A 25,270-nucleotide genomic window follows, 5' to 3' on the forward strand; every position below is an offset into this window, starting at 1 on the left:
TGAGGAAAACGGCGCTGGCAAAAATTTGTGCGGCGCATTATAAATAGTCAATGTTGACAGTTGTTCTCGAATGTCAGGATCAGGAATCTGAGCTGGCACAGACTTTATCGGTATTGGTGGCGGGCGCGGTGGAGGGGCTGGTGAGCGATGTGGTCGTGCTCGATCACGGCTCGCGCGACGGCACCTCGCGGGTGGCCGACGCCGCCGGCTGCCGCTTCCATTCGCAATGGGATATCAAGGACATCGTCCGCGCCGCCCGCGGCGAATGGCTGCTTTTCGTCGAGCCGGGTGCAAGACCCCAGGCCGGCTGGATCGATGAGATCGCCGAATATGTGGCGCTGAACAAGCTGCCGGCGCGCTTCACCGCATCCCGCGGTTACCGGCGCCCGTTCTTCCAGCGTGTCGGCCGGACCGTGCCGCCGCTGGAACTCGGCTTTCTCCTGCCGAAGAAGCAGGCGCTCGCCATCGCCAAAAGCGGCATGCGGCTCACCGAATTCGTCAAGGGCCAGAAGCCGCGCCGGCTGGCGAGTGAACTCATTCCCTCCTGGGTCGCCCGCGCTGCGCGCTAGGTGTTGCGGCCTCTCCATCGTTCGCGCAAAAGATGGCGCCCAATAGGATTTCGCGCTATAATTCAAACATGGCGCCGTCGAAGCGCCTCGCTTCGCAACGGAATGGCCATGGAATGCCGGTGAACGGCAGAACAGGTCAGCAAAATCTCCTTTTCTGCCGGGTTCCCGGCGAAAGGAGGTGCGTCATGACACGCGGTAGGGTCTACGGCGTACGCAGTATGGTCTACGGCCTCATAGCCGTCATATCGCCGACAATGGTGATCGCGCATCCGCATTCGGCAGCATCGCAGATGATGCGCAGTTGCGCAGGCCGACCCGAAATCGTCAATTTCTTGGACAAGAACTTCGCCGAAAAGCTCACGGCAGTCGGACTGATCAACCAGAACGCCATTCTCGAGGTCTATGCCGCCGAAAGCGGCACCTGGACACTCATCGTCACGGATGTTCACGGCATAAGCTGCGTCCTGCTGTCGGGTGATAGCTGGGACACGATGCCCGTCCTGCCGGGCATTGCGACATAACGCATGTCGCGCAAAAGTGTGCTGCGGTTTTGCGATAACGACATGCGTAAAAACAACGACCTGAAGCGCAGGGAGCGAATCTGAAAGATTGCGACGCGCTTTAGGCGATGCCGCTGTTGCAGGCAGTCTATTTGGTCGCGCCGCGTTTCAGGTGCTCGTCCAGACGCGGCATGATCTCGACGAAATTGCACGGCACGCTGCGATAGTCGAGCTGTCCTTTCAGAATGCCGTCCCAGGCATCCCGGCAGGCGCCGGGCGAACCCGGCAGCACGAAGATGAAGGTGGCGTTGGCAACACCTGCCGTGGCGCGCGACTGGATCGTCGCCGTGCCGATCTTCTCGTAGGAGATCCGGTGGAATATGGCGGAAAAGCCGTCCATCCGCTTTTCGAACAAAGGTTCCAGCGCCTCGGGCGTCACATCGCGGCCGGTAAAGCCGGTGCCGCCAGTGGTGATGACGACGTCTATATCTTCGTTCTCAGTCCAGGCCTTCACTCGCGCGGCAATCTTTTCGCGATCATCGGGCACAATTCCCCGGTCGACCAGCCTGTGGCCCGCCTCCGTGATCCGCGCCGCCAGCGTGTCGCCTGACTTGTCTGTCTCCGGCGTGCGGGTATCCGAGACAGTCAGAACCGCAATGCCGACCGCGATGAAGGGCCGTTTTTCGTCCAGATCTGCCATCATGGGCCTCCCGAAACGGTTTCCGTCGCCTGGAAATACCAGTCAGGGCGCACGTCGTGAAGAGCTGCCGCCGCATCTTTGGCAGCAGTTATGCTCGCAAATATGCCGAAACAGGTGGCGCCGGAACCGGACATGCGGGTCAAAAGCGCGCCCTTCGCTTGCAGCATCGCCGAGATCTCCGAAATCTCGGGCACGAGTTCGCGCGCCGGCGGCTCCAGGTCGTTGCGGGCAGCAGCAATTACGGCGAGCCAGTCGGCAGTCTGAAGCCGGCTCGGTGCCAGGCGCAGAGCCGGATTGTTTTTCTCCGCCAGCCGGCGGAAGACCTCGGGCGTCGAGACGCCCTTCAGCGGATTGGCGAGCACCATGGCAAAGGCCGGCAGCTCCGGCACAGGTTCGAGCTCTTCGCCGATGCCGCGCGCAATCAGCGGCCGGCTCGCAAGGCACATCGGCACGTCGGCGCCGAGCTTCAGGGCGAGAGCTGCGAGCGCCTCCTCGGGCAATGTCGCGCCCCAGAGCCGCATCAGCCCGCGCAGCGTCGCGGCCGCATCGGCCGAGCCGCCGCCGATGCCGGAGGCAACAGGCAGGTTCTTTTCCAAATGGATGCGGACGGGGAAGGCGAGGGGACCGATCGCCTCGCGCAGGAGGTCGCGCGCCTGCAGCACCAGGTTGGTGCCGCCATCGCCGGCAAGTACCTCGCCGAAACGGCCAGACAGAAAAAATTCGTCGGCCGGCGACCGCGTGAAGCCCAGCCGGTCGCCATGATCTGCGAAGGTCACCAGCATATCGAGCAGATGATAGCCATCCGGCCGCTGGCCCGTCACATGCAGGGCCAGATTGATTTTTGCGCGCGCCTCCTCGGAAACGCTAGAAGCGCCGGTCAGGCCCTCGTCAGGCATGGCCCGTCAGGATTTCTTGTCGACCGGCGGCGGGATGACGGGCGCCGGATCCGGCTGCTTCTTGTCGGCCGCCTTGGCATCGTCGCTGGCGGGAGGCAGGCCGTTGGCGACCTTGTCCTTGATCTTCGGGATCTCGGTAGCTTCGGGCTCGGAGCTGAGCGCCCGGTTCCACTGGTAGACGGCCTCGAGCTTGCGGCCGACGCGCCAGTAGGCGTCGCCGAGATGGTCGTTGATCGTCGCGTCGCCGGCCTTGATCTGGGCGGCGCGCTCCAGCTCGTCGACGGCATCATCGAAGCGGCTGAGGCGGAAATAGGCCCAGCCGAGCGAATCGATGATGTAGCCATCGTCGGGGCGAAGGTCGACGGCCTTCTTGATCATGCCGAGACCTTCGTCGAGGTTGCGGTTCATGTCGATCCAGGAATAGCCGAGATAGTTCAGCACCTGCGGCTGGTCGGGATTGAGCTCCAGCGCCTTGCGGAAGTTCGGCTCCGCCTGGTCCCACTTCTTCAGCCGCTCATAGGCAATGCCGCGCTGGAAGAAGACGCTCCAGTTGGCGCGGCCGGGAATGGGGCCGATCGCTTCGACGGCCTTGTCGTAATTGGCGGCCATTGCCTCGTAGTCCTTGGCGTCGGAGAGCACGCTGCCATAGGCGAGGTAACTGCGGATGTCCTTCGGGTCGGAGGCGATCAGCGCCTGCAGGTGCTTGCGCGCCTCGTCCACCTTGCCGCCCTGGGCAAGGGCAAGACCGAGCTGCAACTCGGAGATGCGCCGCATCGGCGAATTCTCCGGCACCTTCTTGTAGAGCGCGATGGCGCGGTCCATCTGGTTCTGCTTCTCGGCGATGCCGCCGAGCAGCACCAGCGTATCGGCGCTGTTCGGATCGAGCGCATTGGCCGTCTGCAGGTACAGCGAGACGATGTCCTCGGCGCCGTCGCGGTTCAGCGCCCCGCCGACGGAGAAGAGCACGCCGGCAGCCCCTTCTTCGGCCGTCTTGACCTGCTGTTCCTGCTTCTCGTTCTTTTCAATGCTGTCGCGCAGCGCGTTCAGCGGCGCATAGTTCGGCAACAGGTTGTCGCCGACGGAAACGGCGTCGAGCGCCTTCTGCTTGTTGCCTTGTGTTGCTTCGAGGCGGGCAAGCGCCATCACCGCGCGCATGAAGGTATCCGGCGCCGTTGCGCCGCCTTCCTTGTCGAGCACGGCATCGTTCAGATGCTGACGGGCGGCTTTCACGTCGCCGGTGACGATGGCGATCGCCCCGGCATTGTAATTCTGGAAGATGCGGAACCAGTCCGGCCCCTTCATCTTCTCGACCATGGTGAGTGCTTCCTTGCCGCGGTCGGCGCCGACGCGGGCCCAGGCGAGCAGCAGGTCGTTCATCATCCGGTCGAGATCGTTCGGCCCCTTATATTTCAGGATGGACTCGGCGGTCTTGTAGTCGTCGCGGCGCACGGCATCCATGCCGCGCACGATCGTGGTGATGCGCTCGACGGAAGGATCGCCTTTCAGGTCGTTGGCATATTTGACGCCCTCCTTGATGTCGCCACTGAGCAGCAGCGAGATCATCAGCCGCTGGCGGATCTCGGGATTGCCTGGCTCGATCTGCAGCGCCTTCTTGTAGAGCTCGATCGCCGTTTCGTAGTCATGATCGACATCGGCGGTGCGCGCCGCGAGGAAGGCGCCGGAGAAAGTGGTCACGCTGTCCGCATCAAAGTGAGCGGCCGTACCGGCATCGTCTGCCTTGGCCGCATCCTCGGCGTTCACGCCGCCGACACTGCCCAGCGAAAGGACAGCTGCAAGCGCTGCGCTCGTAAGAAGACGGATGGCAAGTCTCTGCCGCATTAGGAAACCTTTCTTCGACAGCGTCCCGACAAATGCTGCCGGTCGCAAAACCAGTTGCGATCACTGATTCACAACAGGATGGCTTTTTTGAAGCGGCGCTGCAAGAAAATCAGCCTGCGATCAAGGACGTTTGATCAATTGACGCGCTCGATGCAGAAGTCGATCACTTCCATCAGGGCGGATTTCCAGACCGTATCGGGAAGGGGCGCAAGCGCGTCCCGTGCGATCGTTCCGTAATGGATCGCGCGGCCGATCGTGTCGCTGAGCGTGCCATATTTGGTGATCAGCCCCAGCGCTTTTTCCAGATTGGCGTCGGTGCTGTTGCCGGCTTCGATCGCATCGCGCCAGAAGGCGCGCTCGTCCTCGGTGCCACGGCGATAGGCCAGAATGACGGGCAGGGTGATCTTGCCTTCGCGGAAATCGTCGCCGACATTCTTGCCGAGATCGGCCGCCTTGCCGCCGTAATCAAGCGCGTCGTCGACGAGCTGGAAGGCGAGCCCAAGATTCATGCCGTAGGATTTCAACGCATTGCGGCCGGACCGGCCGATCTCGGCGACAATCGGCCCGACTTCGGCGGCAGCGGCAAAGAGGGCCGCCGTCTTGGCGCGAATGACGGAGAGATAATCGTCCTCGGTCGTCTCCATGTTCTTGGCGACGGAAAGCTGCAACACTTCGCCTTCCGCGATCACGCAAGCCGCGGAAGACAAGACGTCCAGCGCATCGAGCGAGCCGACATCGACCATCATCCGGAAGGCCTGGCCGAGCAGGAAGTCGCCGACCAGCACGCTTGCCTGGTTGCCCCAGATCATCCTCGCCGTCGATTTGCCGCGGCGAAGATCGCTCTCGTCGACGACGTCGTCATGCAGCAGCGTCGCCGTGTGCATGAACTCGACTGAGGTTGCGAGCTTGACGTGGTTTTCGCCCCTGTAGTCGAACAGCGAGGCGGAAGCCAGCGTCAGCATCGGCCGCAGCCGCTTGCCGCCCGATGAGATCAGATGGTTCGCCACTTCGGGGATCATCTGCACGTCGGAGCCGGCCTTGGACAGAATGAGCTGGTTCACTCGCTCCATGTCCGCCCTGGTGAGATCGACCAATGGCTTGATGGATGCCAGTTTGTTTTTGCTTTCTTCAAGCGGTATGACCACGCCCAACGACCCGGACTCCTGTTCATTCTTTGCATCTGACAATAGAAAGGGGCGATGGACGCGGCAAGGGGTGAATTGTCGCGCTGAGCGAAATTGGAAGGAAAACGACGGCAAATGCATGAACTTATCCGCGCCAACGACCCCGTTCTTCTCTCCTATGCCGAGAGTTTGATGAAGGATGCCGGAATTCACTGCTTCATCGCCGATCAGGGCATGAGCGTGCTGGAGGGCTCGCTCGGCATGCTGTCGCGCCGCCTGCTGGTGGATGAGGAGATGGCCGATCAGGCGCGCCGCATCCTCATCGATGCCGGTCTCGGCGGCGAGTTGCGCGAGCGGAAGTGAGCTCCGATGACCGGGGAAACCACTGACACCATCGATGCCTTTCATCGCGGCGCCTTCCACGTGATGCAGCCGAAGGGCAGGGGCCATCGCTCCGGCATGGATGCGATGCTGCTTGCGGCTCTGGTTGCCGACGATCGCCCGGTCAGGGTTGCCGATCTCGGCGCCGGCGCCGGTGCCGCCGGTCTTGCCGTCGCCTCACGGCTTGCCAATTCGCAAGTGGTGCTCTTCGAGCGCTCGGCCGAGATGGCCGATTATGCCCGCCGCAGCATCCTCTTGCCCGACAATGCCCATGTCGCGGGCCGCGTCAGCGTCGTCGAGGCCGATGTGACGCTGACCGCCAGGGCGCGCAACGATGCGGGGCTCACCGATGAGAGCTTCCACCACGTCATCATGAACCCGCCCTTCAACGACGCCGGTGATCGGCGCACGCCGGATGCGCTGAAGGCCGAAGCCCATGCGATGACCGACGGCCTGTTCGAAAGCTGGATCCGCACGGCCGGCGCCATCATGATCCCAGGCGGGCAATTGTCGCTGATCGCCAGGCCTCAGTCGATCGCCGAGATCGTTGCCGCCTGCGGCCGGCGCTTCGGCGGCATCGAGATCACCGCTATCCACCCGCGTCCGGGTGAAAACGCCGTGCGTATCCTGGTGACTGGTATCAAGGGATCGCGGGCGCGGCTGTCGCTGCGTGCGGCCCTCATCATGCACGAAGAGGGGAGCCACAAGTTCTCCCCTCTCGTCGATGATTTCAACAATGGCCGGGCGGCCTACGCCAGGCTCTAGACTGGCGCCACACTTTTCCTGGAATTGCTTCAGCCGGTGACGAAGTCGAAGAGCAGCTTGACGTTCAGCCCTGCAATGACGATCGCGATCAGATAGGCGATGCCGCTCAGCCAGCGGGGCGCCACGAGTTCGCCCATCTTGGCCTTGTTGGCGGTAAACATGACAAGCGGGAAGACGGCGAAGGAAAGCTGCAGGCTGAGTACCACCTGGGTGAGGATCAAAAGCTCCGCCGTGCCCTGGTCGCCATACCAGATGGTGACGATCGCCGCCGGCACGATGGCGATGGCGCGGGTGATCAGCCGGCGTATCCATGGCTTCAGCCGGATCTTGAGAAAGCCTTCCATGACGATCTGGCCGGCAAGCGTTGCCGTTACCGTCGAATTGAGACCGCAGCAGAGAAGCGCGATGCCGAACAGCGTCGGCGCGATGGCGAGGCCAAGCAGCGGCGACAGCAGCGAATAGGCATCGCCGAGTTCGACGACGTCGGTCTTGCCGTGCGCATTGAAGGCGGCGGCCGCCAGGATCAGGATCGAGGCGTTGATCAGCAGCGCGAAACACAGCGCCACCGTCGAGTCGATCGTCGCAAAGGTCAGCGCCTCCCTCTTTTCGGGAACCGTATGGCCGTAGGCCCGCGTCTGTACGATGCCGGAGTGGAGGTAGAGATTGTGCGGCATGACGGTCGCGCCGAGAATGCCGAGCGCCAGGTAGAGCATCTCGGGATTGGTGACGATCTCCGTGGTCGGGAAGAAGCCGGTGAGGACGGCACCCCATTGCGGGTCGGCAAGCAGGATCTGCACGCCGAAGCAGACCGCGATGACGCCGAGCAGCGCGATGATGAAGGCTTCCACCCAGCGGAAGCCGAGCTTCTGCAGGAAGAGGATCACGAAGACGTCGAGCGCGGTGATCAGCACGCCGAGTTCGATCGGGATGCCCATCAAGAGGTTGAGGCCGATCGCCGTGCCGATCACCTCGGCGATGTCGGTGGCGATGATGGCGATTTCCGCAAAAGCCCAGAGCGGCAGCGAGACATATTTCGGAAAGGCGTCGCGGCACGCCTGGGCGAGGTCACGGCCCGACGCGATCGCCAGACGCGCGCAGAGCGATTGCAGCACGATGGCCATCAGGTTGGAAAGCAGCGCGACGGTGAGCAGCGCATAGCCGAATTTCGAGCCGCCGGCGAGGGATGTCGCCCAATTACCGGGGTCCATGTAGCCGACGGCGACCATGTAGCCCGGCCCGGCGAAGGCCGCCGCCCTTCGCCACATCGAGCTGTGACGCCCGGTTCCGACGGTGCGGTAGACATCGGACAGCGACGCCTCGCCGCGTTCGTGCCGCCAACCGCTCTTTGCATTCGGATTAAGGACGTCCATGCGATTTCCACCTGTTTTATCGTCAGCGCACTATGACGAATTAGAATGATAATGCAAGTCATTCGCAACAACAAAATCAAACCTGATGTTTTCAGGAACGCGGGGATTGCGTTTGCCGTTCCAACGCATACATGGATGCCGATCGCGAACTGCGATCGTGCGACCCGAAGCGAAGGATGGGAAATGGCCGGATTCTTGAGAAAACTGCTGCCGAAACGGTTCCGCAAGGACGGCATCACCATCCCGGTCGTCCGGCTGCAGGGGGCGATCATCAGCGGCGGCGGCCAGTTCCGGCCGACCCTCAATCTCGCCAATGTCTCTCCGGTTCTGGAAAAGGCCTTCGCTATGAAGGACGCGCCGGCGATTGCCATCTCCATCAATTCACCGGGCGGCTCGCCCGTCCAGTCGCGCTTGATCTTCACCCGCATTCGCGAGCTCGCCCGCGAGAAGCAGAAGAAGGTTCTGGTCTTCGTCGAGGATGTCGCCGCCTCCGGCGGCTACATGATCGCGCTGGCCGGCGATGAGATCATTGCCGATGCCACCTCCATCGTCGGCTCGATCGGCGTCGTCTCCGGCGGTTTTGGTTTTCCCGAACTCTTGAAGAAGATCGGCGTCGAGCGCCGCGTCTATACCGCCGGCGAAAACAAGGTGATCCTCGATCCGTTCCAGCCGGAAAAGGAGAAGGATATCGAGTACCTGAAGAGCCTGCAGCTCGAAATTCATCAAGTCTTCATCTCCATGGTGCGCGAGCGTCGCGCCGGCAAGCTGACAGACGATGCGACGGTGTTTTCCGGCCTGTTCTGGAGCGGCACGCGCGGCTTGGAGCTCGGCCTCATCGATGGCCTCGGCGACATGCGCCAGGAGTTGAAGAGGCGCTACGGCCAGAAGACCAAGCTGGAGCTCGTCACCGCCGGCCGCGGCCTGTTCGGCCGCCGAATTCCCGGCGTGTCGCCGGTGTCGCTCGAGGGCGCTGCATCCGGTCTCGCAACAGGGCTTGTCGAAGCGGCGGAAGAGAGAGCATTGTGGAGCCGTTTCGGGCTTTGAAGGGAGCAAGAGAGGGGCATGCCGCAGTTAATTACCATTCTGATCCTGATCTTCTCAGCCTGGTGGCTCTACCGCCGCTTCGTCTCTGACGCCCGCAAGCTCGCCGAAAAGTCGCGCCGCGCCGAAAAGGAGCGCCAGACCGGCGCGATCGGCACGCTGGTCAAGGACCCGGAGACCGGAGAATACCGGCTGAAGCGCGAGGGAGAATAAAATTAAGAGCACAAATTAAAGGGTCTCGCCACTGCTCTGCCCCATCCAGCATCCTAGACCCCTCCCCAACCCCTCCCCACAAGGGGGAGGGACTAACCCGGAGTACCCGCCTCGCTCCTCCTTGAACGTCGAAGATCTGGAAAGCGGGCGCAGCAAGTTAAGCCCCTCCCTCTGGTGGGGAGGGGTTTTAGATCTCTCCGCCGCCGCAAAAGTCTTGACCCCTGCCGCCCTCCATGGCACCTGTCGCGCCGATAAATCCCACGCAATCGGTGCCGTTCGATGTCAGCTATCCCAGACCATATGAACCCGAAGCGCTCCTTTCAGGCGCTGATCCTGACCCTGCATAACTACTGGGCGGACAAGGGTTGCGCGGTGCTGCAGCCTTACGACATGGAAGTCGGCGCCGGCACCTTCCATCCGGCCACCACGCTGCGCGCCCTCGGCCCCAAGCCCTGGAAGGCCGCTTACGTTCAGCCATCCCGCCGCCCCTCCGACGGTCGCTATGGCGAGAATCCGAACCGGCTGCAGCATTATTACCAGTACCAGGTCATCCTGAAGCCGAACCCGCCAAATCTGCAGGAGCTTTATCTCGGCTCGCTGGCGGCGATCGGTCTCGATCCGCTGCTGCATGATATCCGTTTCGTCGAGGACGATTGGGAAAGCCCGACGCTCGGCGCCTGGGGCCTCGGCTGGGAATGCTGGTGCGATGGCATGGAAGTCTCGCAGTTCACCTATTTCCAGCAGGTCTGCGGCATCGAATGCTCACCCGTCGCGGGCGAACTGACCTATGGTCTCGAACGCCTCGCGATGTATGTCCAGGGCGTCGACAATGTCTATGACCTGAACTTCAACGGCCGCGACGGCGACGAGAAGATCAGCTATGGCGATGTTTTCCTGCAGGCCGAGCAGGAATATTCGCGCCATAATTTCGAATTCGCCAACACCGAGATGCTGCATCGCCACTTCGTCGATGCCGAGAAGGAATGCCGGGCGCTGCTCGATGCCGGCGCACCCGGCGACAACGCCAACCAGCGCCTGCACAAATGCGTCTTCCCGGCCTATGACCAGTGCATCAAGGCTAGCCACGTCTTCAACCTGCTCGATGCCCGCGGCGTCATCTCGGTTACCGAGCGGCAGAGCTACATCCTGCGCGTACGCACGCTCGCCAAGGCCTGTGGCGAAGCCTTCCTGCTGACCGATGCCGGCGGCGTCAATCTGGCCAAAGAGGCGGCGTGACGCAACAGCCAGCCAGCCGCATCATCCATATCAACGGCTGGCCGGGCACTGGAAAGCTGACCGTCGGCCGCCTGCTGGCGAAGAGGCTCGGCGCGCGGCTCGTTGATAATCACATGCTGCTCAATCCGGCTGAGGCCCTGTTCTCGCGCAGCGATCCGCTGCACGCATCGCTGCGGGGGCAGATCCGCCAGGCGGTTTTCGATCATGCCGTGCGCGCCGACCCGGCTGAAAGCTTCGTCTTCACCGATGCCTTGTCGGACGATGCACAAGACACTGCGACGTTTTCCTGGTATCGCGATCTGGCTGCCGCAAGAGGCGCCGATCTGGTGGCAATCCTGCTCGATTGCGCCCCGGAAGAGAACGCCAGGCGCCTTGTTTCTCCCGGCCGGTCCGAGGCGCTCAAGCTGACGGATATTGCGGTACTGCAACGGCTGCGGGCAAACCAGAGGCTGCTGCGCGGGCTGGCTGAACGCACCGCCGAAATCGACACGACAGGCCTTTTGCCGGAGCAGACGACGGCCCGAATCCTCGGAGATATCGGCGTTTGACGGCAGCCGGCAAAACCGCTTAGTGTCCGCCCGGACATTACTTCGCTGCGGGGGATTCGCGATGTATATTGCACTTGGCGTCATCGTTCTGGTCGCGCTCTATCTCGTCTTCATCTACAACGGCCTGGTTCGCGCGCGGCAGATGGCGGAAGAAGCCTGGTCGGGCATCGATGTCCAGCTCAAGCGCCGCGCCGACCTGATCCCGAACCTGATCGAGACGGTCAAGGGCTATGCCGCCCATGAAAAGTCGACGCTCGAAGAGGTGGTTGAGCTCCGCAACAAGGCGCAAGCCGTGCCATCAGGCGATGTCGCCGGCAGGGCGCAGGCGGAAGGCCTGCTCGGCCAGGCGCTCGGTCGTGTTATGGCGCTCGCCGAAGCCTACCCGGATCTCAAGGCCAACCAGAACTTTGCCGAGCTCCAGGCTTCGCTGGAAACCATGGAGGGCGAGCTGCAAATGGCGCGGCGTTACTACAACGGTGCTGCCCGCGATCTCAACGTCAAGGTCGAAAGCTTCCCGTCCAATCTCGTCGCCGGCCAGTTTGGTTTTGCCAAGCGGGAATATTTCGAAATCACCAACGAGGCCGACCGCGCCGTCCCCACCGTGAAATTCTGACGATCCGGCATTTTGCCTTTGCCAGAAAGCGATTAAGAGCAAGGGCAGTTCGCGGCCGGCGAGAACAGGATGATTTTAGGCCAGGTCGGCCTAAAATCTGAATCCTGTTCTCAATTAAAGAGTTAGAGCATGATGTCGCCCGAAAACCGCTGCACACTTTTCGGCATCATGCTCTGAGCATGTCGCGCAAAAGTGTGCAGCGGTTTTGCGATAACGACATGCGCAAAACCAAAGACCTAAAGCGCGGCACGCGCTTTAGGGACGCCCCACGGACGGAAGAAAATAGCATGACACGCACAGCCAAACTCACGATCATTCCGCCGGGCCGGCCGCTTTCGGGCCGCGCCATGCCGCCGGGCTCAAAGTCGATCACCAATCGCGCCCTACTGCTTGCGGGCCTGGCGAAGGGCACCAGCCGGCTGACCGGGGCGCTGAAGAGCGACGATACGCGCTATATGGCCGAAGCGCTGCGGGCCATGGGTGTTTCGATCGACGAGCCTGACGATACCACCTTTGTCGTCACCGGCAGCGGCAGGCTGCTGCCGCCGAAGGCGCCGCTCTTCCTCGGCAATGCCGGCACGGCGACACGCTTCCTGACGGCGGCTGCGGCTTTGGTCGACGGCACCGTCATCGTCGATGGCGACGAGCATATGCGCAAGCGGCCGATCGGCCCGCTGGTCGAGGCGATGCGCACGCTCGGCATCGACGTGATCGCCGAGACCGGCTGCCCGCCGGTCATCGTCAAGGGCACCGGCCGCTTCCAGGCCGACCGCATCCGCATCGATGGCGGCCTGTCCAGCCAGTATGTCTCGGCGCTGCTGATGATGGCGGCCGGCGGCGACCGGCCGGTCGATATCGAACTCGTCGGCGAGGATATCGGCGCACTCGGCTATATCGACCTGACCACGGCGGCGATGAAGGCCTTCGGCGCCAAGGTCGAGAAGACCAGCCCCGTCACATGGCGGGTCGAGCCGACCGGCTACCGTGCCGCCGATTTCATCGTCGAGCCGGATGCCTCGGCTGCGACCTATCTCTGGGCGGCCGAGGTTCTCACCGGCGGCGCGATCGATCTCGGTGTTCCCTCCGATACGTTCTCGCAGCCCGATGCGCGCGCCTATGACATCATCGCCAAATTCCCGCATCTGCCGGCAGAGATCGACGGCTCGCAGATGCAGGATGCCGTTCCGACCCTTGCCGTGCTTGCCGCCTTCAACGAGACGCCGGTTCGCTTCGTCGGCATCGCCAATCTGCGCGTCAAGGAATGCGATCGCATCCGGGCGCTCTCGACCGGCCTCAACCGCATTGTTTCAGGCCTTGCCCGCGAAGAGGGCGACGATCTGATCGTGCAGTCCGATCCCGCACTTGCGGGAAAGCGTCTATCGGCGGAGATCAACAGTTTCGCCGATCACCGCATTGCCATGAGCTTCGCGCTGGCAGGGCTCAAGATCGACGGCATTACCATTCTCGATCCCGATTGCGTCGGCAAAACCTTCCCCGCCTATTGGCGGACGCTCGCGGCACTCGGCGTGAAATACCAGGACAACGATTGACGGAACGCGCAGCCGAGGCTGCCGGCGAGGGGACAGGGATGGGGCGTCGGGTTTTCGGATTTTGCTTTGCGCTGCTGTTGATGCTCGCCGCTCCGGCGGTGTTTGCCGCCGAGGTGATCGACAGTTTCGCCTCCGATATCGCGCTCGAAAAGAGCGGAGCGATGACGGTGACGGAAACGATCACCGTTAATGCAGAGAACAACCAGATCAACCACGGCATCTTCCGTGACTTCCCGCTCTATTTCACCGATGCCGCGGGCCGCCGCCGCAGCGTTGATTTCGATATGGTCTCGGTCCAGCGTGATGGCGATAACGAGCCCTGGCACACCGAGTCGATATCAGGCGGCATCCGCATCTATGCCGGTTCTGCCGATGTGACGGTGACGCCGGGCCGTCATAAATATGTCTTCACCTACAAGACCAACCGCCAGATCCGCTATTTCGACGATCATGACGAACTCTACTGGAACGTCACCGGCAATGGCTGGATCTTCCCGATCCGCTCGGCAACGGCGACGGTGCACCTGCCGCCCGGTGTCGGCGCCACTGATACGATCTTCTTCACCGGCCCGGAAGGCGCGACCGGCAAGAATGCCCGCGTCAGCGAAACCGGCGCCGGCCTGGTCTTTTCGACGACCGAGCCGCTCGACGCACACGAAGGCCTGACATTCTCGATCAAGATGGCGAAGGGCGCCATCGATGCGCCGAGCGCCGATATGGAAAGCAGCTGGTGGTTGAAGGACAACCGCAATTATTTCATCGGCTTCGGCGGTCTCATCCTCGTCTTCGCCTACTATACGCGCTCCTGGCTGAAGGTCGGCCGCGATCCCGCCCGCGGCGTCGTCGTGCCGCGCTGGGATGCGCCAGACGGCATCTCGCCGGCACTGGTCAACTACATCGACAATAAGGGCTTCTCCGGCGGAGGCTGGACGGCGCTGTCCGCCACTGCGCTCAATCTCGCCGTCCGCGGTTACGTCAAGCTCGAGGACCTGAAGAATTCGATCGTCATCCACGGCACTGGCAAGCCGCTCGGCAAGGAGAAATTCCAGGCCGGCGAGATCGAATTGCTGAAGGTTGCCGGCGGCGCCAGCTCGACGCTGACGATCGACAAGGCCAATGGCGAGCGGGTGAAGTCCGTCGGCCAGGCCTTTCGCTCGGCGATCGAGAAGGAACACCGCGGCAAATATTACAATTCCAACCTCGGTTATACCGCAGGCGGCATCGTGCTCAGTGCCGCCGCCCTGGTGATACTGTTCGTCTTCGGTTCGCTGGAGCCCGAGACGATCGCGCTGATGCTGATTCCAATCGCCATCTCGGTCTTCGTCGCGGTGTTTGCCGCCAGCCTCGTCAGATCGGTGCATCGCGGCAAGTCGCTGTTCGGCAAGATCATCGCCATCATCTCCACGGCGATCGGCGTTTTCGTCGGCGTCAGCATCCTGGCGATCATGGTGATGGTGCTCACCTCGTCGCTGATGGAGCTCCATGAAACGCCGATGCTCTTTGCCGTCGGCGGCATCGTGCTTTTGAACATCCTGTATTTCTTCATCATGGGCGCCCCGACCCCGCTCGGCGCCAAGATGATGGACGGCATAGATGGCCTGCGCCAGTATATGACGCTTGCCGAGAAGGACCGGATGAACACGGCTGGCGCGCCCTCTATGTCGCCGCAGCATTTCGAGACGCTACTGCCCTATGCGGTGGCGCTCGGCGTCGAAAAGCCCTGGTCGCGCACTTTCGAGGCCTGGCTTGCGGCAGCTGCCGCCGGCGCGGCTGCCGCCTATGCACCCGCCTGGTATTCCGGCAATTTCAACAGCGGCGGTTTCTCCGATCGTATCGGCGGCTTTTCCTCGTCGATGGCCTCGACCATCGCTTCGACGATTCCTTCGCCGCCGCCGTCTAGTTCATCCTCCGGTTTTTCCGGCGGCGGCTCGTCCGGCGGGGGCGGCGGAGGCGGCGGAGGCGGGGGTTGGTGAGCTTTCCCGCTTGACCTTTCGGTCCTTCGCCCTTAACCGCCAGACGAAACAGGAAAGGGTCGCGCATGAAGGTTCTGTTGATCGGATCGGGCGGACGCGAGCATGCGCTCGCCTGGAAGCTGGCGCAATCGCCGTTGATGACGGAATTCTATGCTGCACCCGGCAATCCCGGCATTGCCGAACACGCCGTGCTGGTGCCCCTTGACATCGAGGATCACCAAGCGGTCGCGGCCTTCTGCAAGGACAAGGCGATCGATTTGGTCGTCGTCGGTCCGGAGGCGCCGCTGGTTGCCGGCCTCGCCGACCGGCTGCGCGCCGATGGCCTGGCGGTCTTCGGTCCCTCCGCTGCCGCAGCCCAGCTCGAGGGTTCCAAAGGCTTCACCAAGGATATCTGCGCCCGCTACGGCATCCCGACAGGCGCCTACCAGCGCTTCAACAATGGACCGAAGGCCAAAGCCTATATCCGCGCCGAGGGTGTGCCGATCGTCGTCAAGGCCGATGGCCTTGCCGCCGGCAAGGGCGTCACGGTTGCGATGACGCTCGAGGAAGCTTTGGCTGCTGTCGACGACTGCTTCGAAGGCGCCTTTGGCGTTGCCGGCGCCGAAGTCGTCGTCGAAGCCTATCTTGATGGCGAGGAGGCGAGCTTCTTCTGCCTCTGCGATGGCAAACATGTGCTGCCGCTCGCAACCGCCCAGGATCACAAGCGGGTGGGCGAGGGCGATACCGGCGTCAATACCGGCGGCATGGGCGCCTATTCGCCGGCGCCTGTGATGACCGCCGAAATGGTCGAGCGGACGATGAAGGAGATCATCGAGCCGACGATGCGCGGCATGGCCGAGAGCGGCCATCCCTTCTCCGGTGTCTTTTTCGCCGGGCTGATGATCACTAAGAAGGGGCCTGAACTCATCGAATACAATGTCCGCTTCGGCGACCCCGAATGCCAGGTGATGATGATGCGGTTGAAAAGCGACCTTCTGCCGCTGCTGCTCGCCACCGCCAGCGGCACGCTCGATCAGGTCAACGCCGAATGGAACGACGATCCGGCGCTGACGGTGGTCATGGCGTCCAAGGGTTACCCCGGCGCCTACGAGAAGAATACGCCGATCCTCTCCCTGCCTGATACGGGCGAGGGCGAGAAGGTGTTTCATGCCGGCACGGGTCTGAAAGACGGTGTGCTGGTTGCGACCGGCGGCCGCGTGCTGAACGTCACCGCGTCAGGTGGCACGGTCGCCGAGGCCAAGGACCGCGCCTATGCGCTGCTCGACAGGGTAAGATGGGAAAACGGCTTTTGCCGGCGCGACATCGGCTGGCGGGCGATCGAGCGCGAAACCGGCGCGGAATGAGTATAAACCGGCCCGTTCTTTAAATTTTTACCCTTTCCCCTGACGGGATAGAAACAAAGCTGCGCTAATTTGCTCCCAAGATGAGACGGAGTAGCGTTGATGCGTCAGATTTTCCTCGGTGCGGCAATCCTGCTGATGGCAGGTTCTGCGATGGCGTCCTCGATCGAGGTGGTCGGCAAGACTGCGCCGCGTGCTGAAGGCAGCATCGTCACCGAAACCTGCGCCCATTGCCCGCCGCTCCAGACCGAGCTGACCAAGAGGGACTATACGGTGCCGGAGCTGAAGCCCGGCGTCCTCGAGGCGAGTGAAATCCGCGATGTCGGCGGTGAAAAGAAGATCTTCCGCACCGAAGGCTGGATGGGTGGCTCGCCCGTCGTTTTCGTCAGCAAGGCGACGCCTGAATCCATGATTGCGGCCGCGCCGCCGGCGCCGCCGGTCGACGGCATCGACATGAATGCAACCACCGCGGCCGTCATTGGCGGCGACGCCAGGCCCGTTGCGGCAGGTATGGTGGAACAACCGGCAGCGCTTAACACTTCCGAATTCAAGCTGCGTTTCTAGGAGCAACTTCCGGCAAAAGTGTTGAGCGGTTTTGCGTCCGGAATTGCCTAAACAACAAATTCCCTGCCCCCGCCTGATCAAGGTTTCGATCGTTTGGGGGTCCACCACAGGTGGGCCGAATGCACCCTCGATGAGCAGCGGGGGTGCATTCATGTTTTGATGCACCGGGCACGCTGAGAATTCAAAAGAGAAATGATATTTGGCCGGCGGATGAAAATCCGGCGGTCGGCCTTGTAACTTTACCCCCTGATTTTCAGGGAAGTTCACATCGCGAACAATAAAATTAAAGCTTTTTTATAGGGTGAGCATCAATTGATACTTTACCCGGTCGCAGCATGTTTATTTTAGCAGCGGTAGACGCGTCCTCTTTTTCGGCGCGCTCGCACAGGCGGTAGAAGACCGCACCGGAATGCAGACATCCATTCCCGTTGCGAGGCGTCATGAAAAATTTGAAGATATCGAAGCAGCTCATATTGCTGGTCGTCGGCCTAATGATCGCCTTTGCGATCGCCACCTCCCTGCAGATCCGCTCCTCCGTCAATGCGATCTACAACGAACGCTACGACATGCTGCGGGCGGAGGTGCAGTCTGCAGTCTCTGTTCTCAAAATCTACCAGGCCAAAGTGACTGCCGGCGAAATGACGCTGGAAGACGCCCAGAAGCAGGCTTACGCCACGGTCAATGCGATGAAATACGACCCCGATGGTTATTTCTTCGGCTATAGCTACGACATCCAGATGATGTTCCATTATGATGCCGCGAAAGTCGGTCAGGTCAACAAGGGCCAGCCGGACAGCAAAGGCAAGCTCTATCGCGAAGAGATGGTCAAGCTCGGGCAGCAGGGCGGCGGTCTCGTCGAATATTATTCCACAGCCAAACCGGGCCACCCCGCTGGCGATTTTCGTAAGACGGCCTATGCACAGGCCTTCGATCCCTGGAAGGTCGTCGTCGTCACCGGCGTCTATATGGACGATCTCGATGCTCAGATAAACAGCACGATCCTGACCGCGCTCTCCGGCAGCATCGTTCTGTTCTTCCTTGCCATGACAGCCGCATACTTTGTCATCCGCGGTATATCGGGACCTCTCAACAACGTCCATGCCGCCCTGAAGGCCGTCGCCGAAGAGGATGTTTCGATCGCCATCCCACATACCGGGATGAACAACGAAGTCGGCATGATGGCGAAGGCGACGTTGTCGCTGCAGGAAAAGATCAGGGAACGCCATCAGATGTCCGATCGCGAGGCGGCTCAGCAGCTGGCGCTGGAAAGCGAGCGCGAAAACAATCTGCGCCAGCAGCAGGATGAGACGACGCTCCAGGCGCGCGTGGTGGCAACGATTGGCCAGGCACTGGCGATGATTGCCCGTGGCGATCTCACCGTCCGCTGCGCCGATCTCGGCCAGAAGTATGCCGCCCTCCGCGATAACTTCAACGATGCGCTGTCGCATCTCGAAGCCGCCATGGCCAAGGTCAGCGCCAAGGGAACCGACATCGGCACCAGCAAGGAAGAGATCCGCCGCGCTTCGAACGAGCTGTCGCAGCGCACCGAGCGTCAGGCGGCCAGCCTGGAAGAGACTTCGGCCGCCCTCGATGAGCTCACCGTCGCCGTCCGCCAGACGGCCGATGGCGCCCACGAAGCCAGCAAGCGCGTCCACTCGGTCAGCACCGAGGCCACCCACAGCGATGCGATCGTCACCCAGGCGATCGAGGCGATGAGCGGCATCGAGAAGTCTTCCTCGGAGATCACCAAGATCATCGGCGTCATCGACGAGATCGCCTTCCAGACCAACCTTCTGGCGCTGAATGCCGGCGTCGAGGCAGCGCGTGCCGGCGAATCCGGCAAGGGTTTTGCGGTCGTCGCCCAGGAAGTGCGCGAACTTGCCCAGCGTTCCGCCGCGGCCGCCAAGGAGATCAAGGACCAGATCGCCCGCTCTTCCAGTCAGGTCGACCATGGCGTCCGTCTGGTCGGCGAGGCAGGCGAAGCGCTGAAGCGCATCTCCGATCAGATCAAGGCCGCCAACGAGATCGTCGCCAAGATCGCCCACAGCGCCTCCGAACAGGACACGACGCTGCGCTCGATCTCCTCGTCGATGAACCAGCTCGACGCCGCCACCCAACAGAATGCCGCCATGGCCGAGGAGACCACGGCATCGGCAGAGACGCTGGCCACCGATACCGACGAGCTGATCGACCTCATCCGTGGCTTCCGCGTCAGTGGCGAAAGCGCTGCCCCGGCAATGCATCAAGGTCGCCGCGCCGCTTAAACGGCGCGGGGACAAAAGCGTTTTCATCACGAAATTCTTCGCGGCCGTCGGTTCTCCGGCGGCCGTGCCGTCTGAGGCTCACTGCGCGGTATGGTCCGGGCTATCTCGGCTTCACCACAGTATAAGATAGAGATCGTTCCACTCGGGATTCATGGCCTCGACTAGATCGATTTTCCATTGCCGATACCATCGCTTCAAGGATTTCTCGCGTTGGATCGCACTGCCGATGTCCCAGTGTTCCTCGTACCAGACGAGACGTGTGCATCCGTATTTCCAGGCAAAGCCCGGCGTTAGCCCTTCGCGATGCTCGTAGATGCGGCGCTCCAGATCGGATGTCACGCCAATATAGAGCGTCCCATTCTTCTGGTTGGTCACGATGTAAACATATCCGGCCATGCATGCAGAATGCTTGGGCATGGATGTTCGCGTCAAGTCTGAGCATGACAGGGTTTGAGGAGCGCAATCGGCGGAGACGCAGCTACGTCCGTATTCCGCCGTACGTTGCTCTAATTGCCACAGAGCTCACCCCACCCTCCGTCATGCTCGGGCTTGACCCGAGCATCCAGACGGCACCCGTGAGCGGTCGTGGCATGGATCCTCGGCTCAAGGCCGAGGATGACGGAATGTGCGGTGACGTTTCCGCCAAACTCGCCGCAGCGATGGAGGTGCCGGACCTCCTCCGTCAATTCCTGTAATGATTGTTTTGGATGATGTGGCCGCGATCGCCCGAGCCCTGGTAGTGCCCGCGCTGTGAATGTATCCTTCCGCCCGACCACCCTCCGTCATCCTCAGGCTTGACCCGAGAATTCATGCCGCAAGCACCCCGTTCGTGCAGACAGGCAACGGCATCCGGCCGAAGCCGAACATCACCCCGAAATCTTCGAGAAATCCGCAACCGTTCCCGTCGCCTCGCGGATCAGCCGCAGCAGGGCGAGACGGTTGGCGCGGATGGCGGCGTCCTCGTCGTTGACGAGCACGTCTTCGAAGAAGCGGTCGACCGGGCCGCGCAGCTTGGAGAGCGCTTCCATCGCCGAGCGGAAATCCTCGCGGGCGACGGCCTCCGACGCATCCTTCGAGGCGCTGGAGATGGCGACGAAGAGCTCCTTTTCGGCATCGAGCGACAGAAGCGCCTGCGACACGCCATCGGCGATCACCGTGCCCTTCTTTTCCTCGGCGGCAAGCAACTGCGTCGCCCGCTTGGTGCCGGCGAGCAGGTTCTTGCCGTCTTCCGAGGTGATGAAGGCCGTCAGCGCTTCGACGCGGCGCGCCACCATCAGCAGGTCGTCGGCATCTGAAGTCAGCACGGCGTCGATCAGATCGTGGCGAGCGCCCTGGTCGCGCAGATAGACCTTGAGGCGGTCATGGAAGAAGGAGAGCAGGTCGTCATCCCTTGTTGTTGCCAGCAGCGGCAGGCGGATCCTTCGCTCCAGCAGGATTCTGACGACGCCGAGTGCGGCACGCCTCAGTGCGAATGGATCCTTCGACCCCGTCGGCTTTTCATCGATCGCCCAGAAGCCGATCAGCGTATCGAGCTTGTCGGCAAGGGCGATCGTGATCGCCACTCTGTCCTCCGGCACGCGGTCCGACGGACCCTGCGGCTTGTAGTGATCCTCGATCGCTGCGGCAACGGAGGCATCCTCACCCTGCAGCACCGCATATTTGCGGCCCATCAAGCCCTGCAGTTCCGGGAATTCGCCAACCGCTTCGGTGCGCAGATCGGCCTTTGCAAGCACGGCGGCGCGATCGGTGAGAGCCGCATCGGCGCCGGTGATATCAGCCAATTGCTTGGCCAGGGCTCGGATGCGGGCGACGCGTGCGCCCTGCGTGCCGAGCTTGGCATGGAAGGTCACATCGAGCGCATCGAGCTTGGCCATGCGCTGGTCGAGCGGCTTGTTGATGTCGAGGCCGAACTTTGCCGCTGAAGCGGAGAGCATCTCAAGATCCGGCAGATTGCCCTGGTCGCGCTTCCAGAAATGCAGCGCATCGGAAAGCCTTGCCCGCACCACCTTGCCGTTGCCGTGGACGATTTCCTTGCCGCTGTCGCTCGCCTGGATGTTGGAGACGAGGATGAACTTGTTCGACAGCGTCTCGCTGCCGCTCGCGCGCGTCACGAAACACTTTTGGTTGGTCTTGATCGTCAGCCGGATAATTTCGGAGGGGATCGAGAGGTAATCCTCCTCGAAACTGCCCATCAGCACCTGCGGCCATTCGACGAGGCCGGAGACTTCCTCCAGCAGGCCTTCGTCTTCCACCAGCTCAAGCCCGTTGGCAAAGGCGATATCGCGGGCGTCGTGCAGGATGATGTCCTTGCGCCGCTCGGCATCGAGGATAACCTTCGCCTTTTCCAGGTTCGCCGCATAATCGTCGAAGCGTCGCACCGTGATCGCCTCGGGCGCGTGAAAACGGTGGCCGTAGGTGATGTTGGAGGCAGTGATGCCGTCGATCTCGAAGGGGATGATGGTGGTCTCTTCATGCTCCGGGCCGAAGGTGCAGACGATCGACTGCAGCGGCCGCACCCAGCGCAGCGCACCGGGCTTCGACGAGGCCTTGCCCCAGCGCATCGACTTCGGCCAGGGAAAATCGCGGATGATGCCGGGCATCACATCGGTGACGATCTCTTCGGTCGCACGGCCGGGCTTGGAGATGACCGCGACGTAGAAATCGCCCTTCTTCGGATCGCTCACCACCTGCGCCTCGGAGACCGAGGAAAGGCCGGCGCCGCGCAAAAAGCCTTCGATCGCCTTTTCGTTGGCGTCGGTCCGCGGTCCCTTGCGTTCCTCGCGCACATCGGCGGAGCGGGCCGTCAGGCCATGGATGTCGAGCGCAAGCCGCCGCGGCGTCCAATATTCGCGCGCGCCCTCGTAGGACAGGCCCGCTTCGACAAGCGCATCGGTGACGAGCTTCTTCAGGTCGCCGGCAGCCTTGCGCTGCATGCGGGCCGGAATCTCTTCGGAGCGGAGTTCGAGAAGAAGGTTTGGCATGTCAATCTTTTTCCTTGCGCCCGCGGGCAGGGCGATCCAAAAACGTTGCTTCTGCTATCAAAGAATGCCGCATCTGCACAACCGCAAAAACGGACGAGAGCGATGGGGTGGGGCGACCGGCGGGCGTGTTGCCGCGTGGCCCCCTCATCCGCCCTGCCGGGCACCTTCTCCCCGATGGGTAGAAGGGGAGTTGCGGCAGCGATCCATTCTTGCCACTGCCGTTTGTGATGGAGGAAAGCAGTGCGGCATATCCCTTCTCCCCTCGGGGAGAAGATGCCGGCAGGCAGATGAGGGGGCCACACGGCAACACGCCGATAATCCCCAATCCATTAACTTCCGCTGTGAAAACCACAGTCGGGCATTGCCTTGCCGCTTTTCGCCGCTATGGTCCCGCCACCTCTGTCGAAACAGGAAATCCCCAGGAACCCCATGGCAGCAGACCTCCGTTTTCTCGCAGCCCGCATCTCCGCCGAAATCAACGCCCGGCCCGAACAGGCCAAAGCCGCCATCGAGCTGCTTGACGAGGGCGCAACCGTGCCCTTCATCGCTCGCTACCGCAAGGAAGTGACGGGCGGGCTGGATGATACGCAGCTGCGCAATCTCGCCGAGCGGCTGGTCTATCTGCGCGAACTCGAAGCCCGGCGCGACGCGATCGTCGAATCGATCACCGGCCAGGGCAAGATGACCGACGAGCTGATGGCCAAGGTCGCAGGCGCCGAAACCAAGGCCGAGCTTGAAGATCTCTATCTGCCCTACAAGCCGAAGCGCCGCACGCGGGCCGAAATCGCCCGTGAACGCGGCCTCGGCCCGCTCGCCGAGACGATCCTTGCCGACCGCGCCAGGGAACCGGCGGTGTTGGCCGAAGGCTTCGTCACCGCTGATGTGCCCGATGTGAAGACGGCGCTCGAAGGCGCGCGCGACATCGTCGCCGAAGGCATTGCCGAAAACGCCGACCTGCTCGGCAAGCTGCGCGCCCATATGCGCCAGGCTGCGCTGCTGAAGGCCAAGGTCGTCGACGGCAAGCAGGCGGCGGGCGAGAAGTTTTCCGATTATTTCGACCATTCCGAACGCTGGGCGACCGCCCCCGGCCACCGCGCGCTCGCCATGCTGCGCGGCTGGAACGAGGAGGTGCTGACGTTGACGATCGAGGCCGACGCCGAGACGGCCTCCCCGAACAAGCCGGTCGAGCGCATGATCGTGGCGGCCTACGAGATCGGTACCAGCCGTCCCGGCGACCGCTGGCTGATGGAGGTCGCAAGCTGGACCTGGCGCGTCAAGCTTTCGATGTCGCTCTCGCTCGACCTGATGCGGGAACTGCGCGAAAGGGCCGAAGAGGAGGCGATCCATGTCTTCGCCCGCAATCTCAAGGACCTGCTTTTGGCTGCACCCGCCGGCTCGCGCGCGACGATGGGTCTCGATCCGGGCATCCGCACCGGCGTCAAGGTCGCCGTCGTCGACGGCACCGGCAAGGTGGTGGCGACATCGACCGTCTATCCCTTCCAGCCGAGGAACGATGTGCGCGGCGCCCAGGTCGAGCTGGCCTCGCTGGTCCGCAAGCACAAGGTCGAACTGATCTCGATCGGCAACGGCACCGGCAGCCGCGAAACCGAAAAACTGGTGGCCGACATGCTGGCCGATTTGCCCTCGCCGAAGCCGACCAAGGTCATCGTCTCGGAAGCCGGCGCCTCAGTTTATTCCGCCTCGGCGACCGCTGCGGCTGAATTCCCTGATCTCGACGTGTCGCTGCGCGGCGCCGTCTCCATCGCGCGGCGCCTGCAGGATCCGTTGGCCGAACTCGTCAAGATCGAGCCGAAGTCGATCGGCGTCGGCCAGTATCAGCATGACGTCGACCAGCAGAAGCTGTCGCGTTCGCTCGATGCGGTGGTGGAAGATGCGGTGAATGCCGTCGGTGTCGATCTCAACACCGCGTCTGCGCCGCTGCTCTCGCGCGTCTCCGGCCTCGGCCCGTCGATCGCCGACGCCATCGTTCGCCACCGCGACAGCGAAGGCCGTTTCGAGACGAGAAAGGATCTCCTGAAGGTCGCCCGCCTCGGCGGCCGCACCTTCGAGCAATGCGCCGGCTTCCTGCGCATTCCCAACGGCAAGGAGCCGCTCGATTCCTCTTCGGTGCATCCGGAGGCTTACGGCGTCGCCAAAAAGATCGTCGCCGCCTGCGGCCGGGATCTGCGCGCGCTGATGGGTGATAGTGCCGTCTTGAAATCGGTCGATCCACGCCAGTTTATCGACGAGAAATTTGGCCTGCCGACGGTCATGGACATCATCGCGGAGCTGGAAAAGCCCGGCCGTGACCCGCGTCCGAGCTTCAAGACCGCGACCTTCGCCGAGGGCGTCAACGAAATTTCCGACCTGACGCCCGGCATGGTGCTGGAAGGTACAGTGACCAATGTCGCCGCCTTCGGCGCCTTCGTCGATATCGGCGTGCACCAGGATGGTCTGGTGCATGTGTCCCAGCTTGCCGATCGCTTCGTCAAGGATCCCCACGAGGTCGTCAAGGCGGGCGATGTCGTCAAGGTGCGGGTTGTCGAAGTCGACGCCAAGCGCAAGCGCATCGGTCTTTCCATGCGACGCGACGATGGTTCGTCGGCGCCGCCGCCGCGCGGTGATTCTCGTCCAAACCAAGGGGCGCGGCCGCAGAATGAACGCCGGCCTGCGGCTCAGAAACCGGAAAGCCAGGGCGCATTCGGCGCGGCACTTGCCGAAGCCATGAAGCGAAAATAGGGGTTTAGCCGGCATTTCGGCAAAAATGCAACAGTTTGGCAGCGTTCTGAACGGAGTGCTAAAT

22 protein-coding genes are annotated in these 25,270 nt (G+C 62.4%); 15 read left to right on the forward strand and 7 right to left on the reverse strand.

The features are described 5' to 3' along the window. Positions 1 to 50: 50 nt before the first annotated feature. Both N1937_RS02815 and N1937_RS02820 read left to right on the forward strand, forming a co-directional pair. Positions 51 to 569: a glycosyltransferase family 2 protein gene (locus tag N1937_RS02815; RefSeq protein WP_017963026.1), complete on the forward strand. Its 519-nt coding sequence runs from the start codon at positions 51 to 53 to the stop codon at positions 567 to 569. 185 nt (positions 570 to 754) lie between these two features. After that, on the forward strand, positions 755 to 1,090 hold the full coding sequence (locus N1937_RS02820) for a hypothetical protein (protein ID WP_260057402.1): 336 nt from the start codon (positions 755 to 757) through the stop codon (positions 1,088 to 1,090). Between the two features lie 127 nt (positions 1,091 to 1,217). Here the strand turns inward: N1937_RS02820 and moaB are convergent, their stop codons facing one another. The 4 genes from moaB to N1937_RS02840 all read right to left on the reverse strand — a co-directional run bounded on the left by moaB (position 1,218) and on the right by N1937_RS02840 (position 5,655). Further along, positions 1,218 to 1,769, reverse strand: a complete 552-nt coding sequence (gene moaB / locus N1937_RS02825) for a molybdenum cofactor biosynthesis protein B (protein WP_170283047.1) — start codon at positions 1,767 to 1,769, stop codon at positions 1,218 to 1,220. Continuing rightward, positions 1,769 to 2,665, reverse strand: coding sequence for a 4-(cytidine 5'-diphospho)-2-C-methyl-D-erythritol kinase (locus tag N1937_RS02830; protein WP_260057403.1), 897 nt, complete (start codon positions 2,663 to 2,665; stop codon positions 1,769 to 1,771). The genes moaB and N1937_RS02830 overlap by 1 nt, the downstream gene beginning before the upstream one ends. Positions 2,666 to 2,671: 6 nt before the next feature. Beyond that, positions 2,672 to 4,504, reverse strand: coding sequence for a tetratricopeptide repeat protein (locus tag N1937_RS02835; protein WP_017963030.1), 1,833 nt, complete (start codon positions 4,502 to 4,504; stop codon positions 2,672 to 2,674). A gap of 134 nt (positions 4,505 to 4,638) precedes the next feature. Then, entirely contained in the window at positions 4,639 to 5,655 is a 1,017-nt protein-coding gene (locus N1937_RS02840; protein ID WP_017963032.1) for a polyprenyl synthetase family protein, read from the reverse strand. Between the two features lie 108 nt (positions 5,656 to 5,763). On the opposite strand from N1937_RS02840, the gene N1937_RS02845 reads away from it, so the two are divergent. Both N1937_RS02845 and N1937_RS02850 read left to right on the forward strand, forming a co-directional pair. Then, positions 5,764 to 5,991, forward strand: a complete 228-nt coding sequence (locus N1937_RS02845; protein WP_024321294.1) for a putative signal transducing protein — start codon at positions 5,764 to 5,766, stop codon at positions 5,989 to 5,991. A 6-nt stretch (positions 5,992 to 5,997) separates the two neighbouring features. Beyond that, a complete protein-coding gene (locus tag N1937_RS02850) occupies positions 5,998 to 6,774 on the forward strand; it encodes a tRNA1(Val) (adenine(37)-N6)-methyltransferase (RefSeq protein WP_260057404.1) in 777 nt (258 codons plus the stop codon). Between the two features lie 29 nt (positions 6,775 to 6,803). On the opposite strand, the gene N1937_RS02855 is transcribed toward N1937_RS02850, so the two are convergent. Then, a complete protein-coding gene (locus N1937_RS02855) occupies positions 6,804 to 8,144 on the reverse strand; it encodes an Nramp family divalent metal transporter (protein ID WP_260057405.1) in 1,341 nt (446 codons plus the stop codon). A 183-nt stretch (positions 8,145 to 8,327) separates the two neighbouring features. Here N1937_RS02855 and N1937_RS02860 point away from each other — a divergent pair, with 183 nt between their 5' ends. From N1937_RS02860 to N1937_RS02905, 10 genes are all read left to right on the forward strand, one after another. Next, the gene (locus N1937_RS02860; protein ID WP_162118367.1) at positions 8,328 to 9,188 is read left to right on the forward strand and encodes a S49 family peptidase; all 861 of its coding nucleotides are present in this window, start codon (positions 8,328 to 8,330) and stop codon (positions 9,186 to 9,188) included. A gap of 18 nt (positions 9,189 to 9,206) precedes the next feature. Continuing rightward, complete coding sequence (locus N1937_RS02865) at positions 9,207 to 9,398, forward strand: hypothetical protein (RefSeq protein ID WP_162118366.1); 192 nt, start codon at positions 9,207 to 9,209, stop codon at positions 9,396 to 9,398. Between the two features lie 279 nt (positions 9,399 to 9,677). Further along, positions 9,678 to 10,634, forward strand: coding sequence for a glycine--tRNA ligase subunit alpha (locus tag N1937_RS02870; protein WP_222385783.1), 957 nt, complete (start codon positions 9,678 to 9,680; stop codon positions 10,632 to 10,634). After that, entirely contained in the window at positions 10,631 to 11,182 is a 552-nt protein-coding gene (locus N1937_RS02875; protein WP_260057406.1) for an AAA family ATPase, read from the forward strand. The genes N1937_RS02870 and N1937_RS02875 overlap by 4 nt, the downstream gene beginning before the upstream one ends. A gap of 61 nt (positions 11,183 to 11,243) precedes the next feature. Further along, positions 11,244 to 11,795 (forward strand): LemA family protein, encoded by a 552-nt coding sequence (locus N1937_RS02880; protein ID WP_164577536.1) that lies wholly within the window; start codon positions 11,244 to 11,246, stop codon positions 11,793 to 11,795. 287 nt (positions 11,796 to 12,082) lie between these two features. Beyond that, positions 12,083 to 13,345 carry a 3-phosphoshikimate 1-carboxyvinyltransferase gene (aroA, locus tag N1937_RS02885; RefSeq protein WP_260057407.1) on the forward strand — a complete coding sequence of 421 codons (1,263 nt, stop codon included), beginning with the start codon at positions 12,083 to 12,085 and terminating at the stop codon, positions 13,343 to 13,345. A gap of 38 nt (positions 13,346 to 13,383) precedes the next feature. Next, a complete protein-coding gene (locus N1937_RS02890) occupies positions 13,384 to 15,318 on the forward strand; it encodes a DUF2207 domain-containing protein (protein WP_260059047.1) in 1,935 nt (644 codons plus the stop codon). A gap of 65 nt (positions 15,319 to 15,383) precedes the next feature. Then, on the forward strand, positions 15,384 to 16,661 hold the full coding sequence (gene purD, locus N1937_RS02895; RefSeq protein ID WP_260057408.1) for a phosphoribosylamine--glycine ligase: 1,278 nt from the start codon (positions 15,384 to 15,386) through the stop codon (positions 16,659 to 16,661). Positions 16,662 to 16,760: 99 nt separating this feature from the next. Then, positions 16,761 to 17,222, forward strand: a complete 462-nt coding sequence (locus N1937_RS02900) for a plant virulence effector HPE1-like domain-containing protein (protein ID WP_260057409.1) — start codon at positions 16,761 to 16,763, stop codon at positions 17,220 to 17,222. A gap of 440 nt (positions 17,223 to 17,662) precedes the next feature. Then, a complete protein-coding gene (locus N1937_RS02905; RefSeq protein WP_260057410.1) occupies positions 17,663 to 19,486 on the forward strand; it encodes a methyl-accepting chemotaxis protein in 1,824 nt (607 codons plus the stop codon). A gap of 111 nt (positions 19,487 to 19,597) precedes the next feature. Here the strand turns inward: N1937_RS02905 and N1937_RS02910 are convergent, their stop codons facing one another. Together N1937_RS02910 and glyS are read right to left on the reverse strand one after the other, a co-directional pair. After that, entirely contained in the window at positions 19,598 to 19,882 is a 285-nt protein-coding gene (locus tag N1937_RS02910) for a GIY-YIG nuclease family protein (RefSeq protein WP_170258253.1), read from the reverse strand. Between the two features lie 470 nt (positions 19,883 to 20,352). Next, positions 20,353 to 22,467, reverse strand: coding sequence for a glycine--tRNA ligase subunit beta (glyS, locus tag N1937_RS02915; protein ID WP_260057411.1), 2,115 nt, complete (start codon positions 22,465 to 22,467; stop codon positions 20,353 to 20,355). A gap of 429 nt (positions 22,468 to 22,896) precedes the next feature. Between glyS and N1937_RS02920 the strand changes: the two genes are divergently transcribed. Continuing rightward, a complete protein-coding gene (locus N1937_RS02920) occupies positions 22,897 to 25,206 on the forward strand; it encodes a Tex family protein (RefSeq protein WP_260057412.1) in 2,310 nt (769 codons plus the stop codon). The last annotated feature ends 64 nt before the right edge of the window (positions 25,207 to 25,270 follow it).

This window comes from Rhizobium sp. WSM4643, assembly GCF_025152745.1.
Classification (GTDB): Bacteria; Pseudomonadota; Alphaproteobacteria; order Rhizobiales; family Rhizobiaceae; genus Rhizobium; species Rhizobium leguminosarum_I.

Bases quoted from the DNA above. Each gene is read 5' to 3' on its own strand.
- N1937_RS02815 (WP_017963026.1), top strand. From the start codon at position 51: ATGTTGACAGTTGTTCTCGAATGTCAGGATCAGGAATCTGAGCTGGCA.
- N1937_RS02820 (WP_260057402.1), top strand. From the start codon at position 755: ATGACACGCGGTAGGGTCTACGGCGTACGCAGTATGGTCTACGGCCTC.
- moaB (WP_170283047.1), bottom strand. From the start codon at position 1,769: ATGGCAGATCTGGACGAAAAACGGCCCTTCATCGCGGTCGGCATTGCG.
- N1937_RS02830 (WP_260057403.1), bottom strand. From the start codon at position 2,665: ATGCCTGACGAGGGCCTGACCGGCGCTTCTAGCGTTTCCGAGGAGGCG.
- N1937_RS02835 (WP_017963030.1), bottom strand. From the start codon at position 4,504: ATGCGGCAGAGACTTGCCATCCGTCTTCTTACGAGCGCAGCGCTTGCA.
- N1937_RS02845 (WP_024321294.1), top strand. From the start codon at position 5,764: ATGCATGAACTTATCCGCGCCAACGACCCCGTTCTTCTCTCCTATGCC.
- N1937_RS02850 (WP_260057404.1), top strand. From the start codon at position 5,998: ATGACCGGGGAAACCACTGACACCATCGATGCCTTTCATCGCGGCGCC.
- N1937_RS02855 (WP_260057405.1), bottom strand. From the start codon at position 8,144: ATGGACGTCCTTAATCCGAATGCAAAGAGCGGTTGGCGGCACGAACGC.
- N1937_RS02860 (WP_162118367.1), top strand. From the start codon at position 8,328: ATGGCCGGATTCTTGAGAAAACTGCTGCCGAAACGGTTCCGCAAGGAC.
- N1937_RS02865 (WP_162118366.1), top strand. From the start codon at position 9,207: ATGCCGCAGTTAATTACCATTCTGATCCTGATCTTCTCAGCCTGGTGG.
- N1937_RS02870 (WP_222385783.1), top strand. From the start codon at position 9,678: ATGTCAGCTATCCCAGACCATATGAACCCGAAGCGCTCCTTTCAGGCG.
- N1937_RS02880 (WP_164577536.1), top strand. From the start codon at position 11,244: ATGTATATTGCACTTGGCGTCATCGTTCTGGTCGCGCTCTATCTCGTC.
- aroA (WP_260057407.1), top strand. From the start codon at position 12,083: ATGACACGCACAGCCAAACTCACGATCATTCCGCCGGGCCGGCCGCTT.
- N1937_RS02890 (WP_260059047.1), top strand. From the start codon at position 13,384: ATGGGGCGTCGGGTTTTCGGATTTTGCTTTGCGCTGCTGTTGATGCTC.
- purD (WP_260057408.1), top strand. From the start codon at position 15,384: ATGAAGGTTCTGTTGATCGGATCGGGCGGACGCGAGCATGCGCTCGCC.
- N1937_RS02900 (WP_260057409.1), top strand. From the start codon at position 16,761: ATGCGTCAGATTTTCCTCGGTGCGGCAATCCTGCTGATGGCAGGTTCT.
- N1937_RS02905 (WP_260057410.1), top strand. From the start codon at position 17,663: ATGAAAAATTTGAAGATATCGAAGCAGCTCATATTGCTGGTCGTCGGC.
- N1937_RS02910 (WP_170258253.1), bottom strand. From the start codon at position 19,882: ATGGCCGGATATGTTTACATCGTGACCAACCAGAAGAATGGGACGCTC.
- glyS (WP_260057411.1), bottom strand. From the start codon at position 22,467: ATGCCAAACCTTCTTCTCGAACTCCGCTCCGAAGAGATTCCGGCCCGC.
- N1937_RS02920 (WP_260057412.1), top strand. From the start codon at position 22,897: ATGGCAGCAGACCTCCGTTTTCTCGCAGCCCGCATCTCCGCCGAAATC.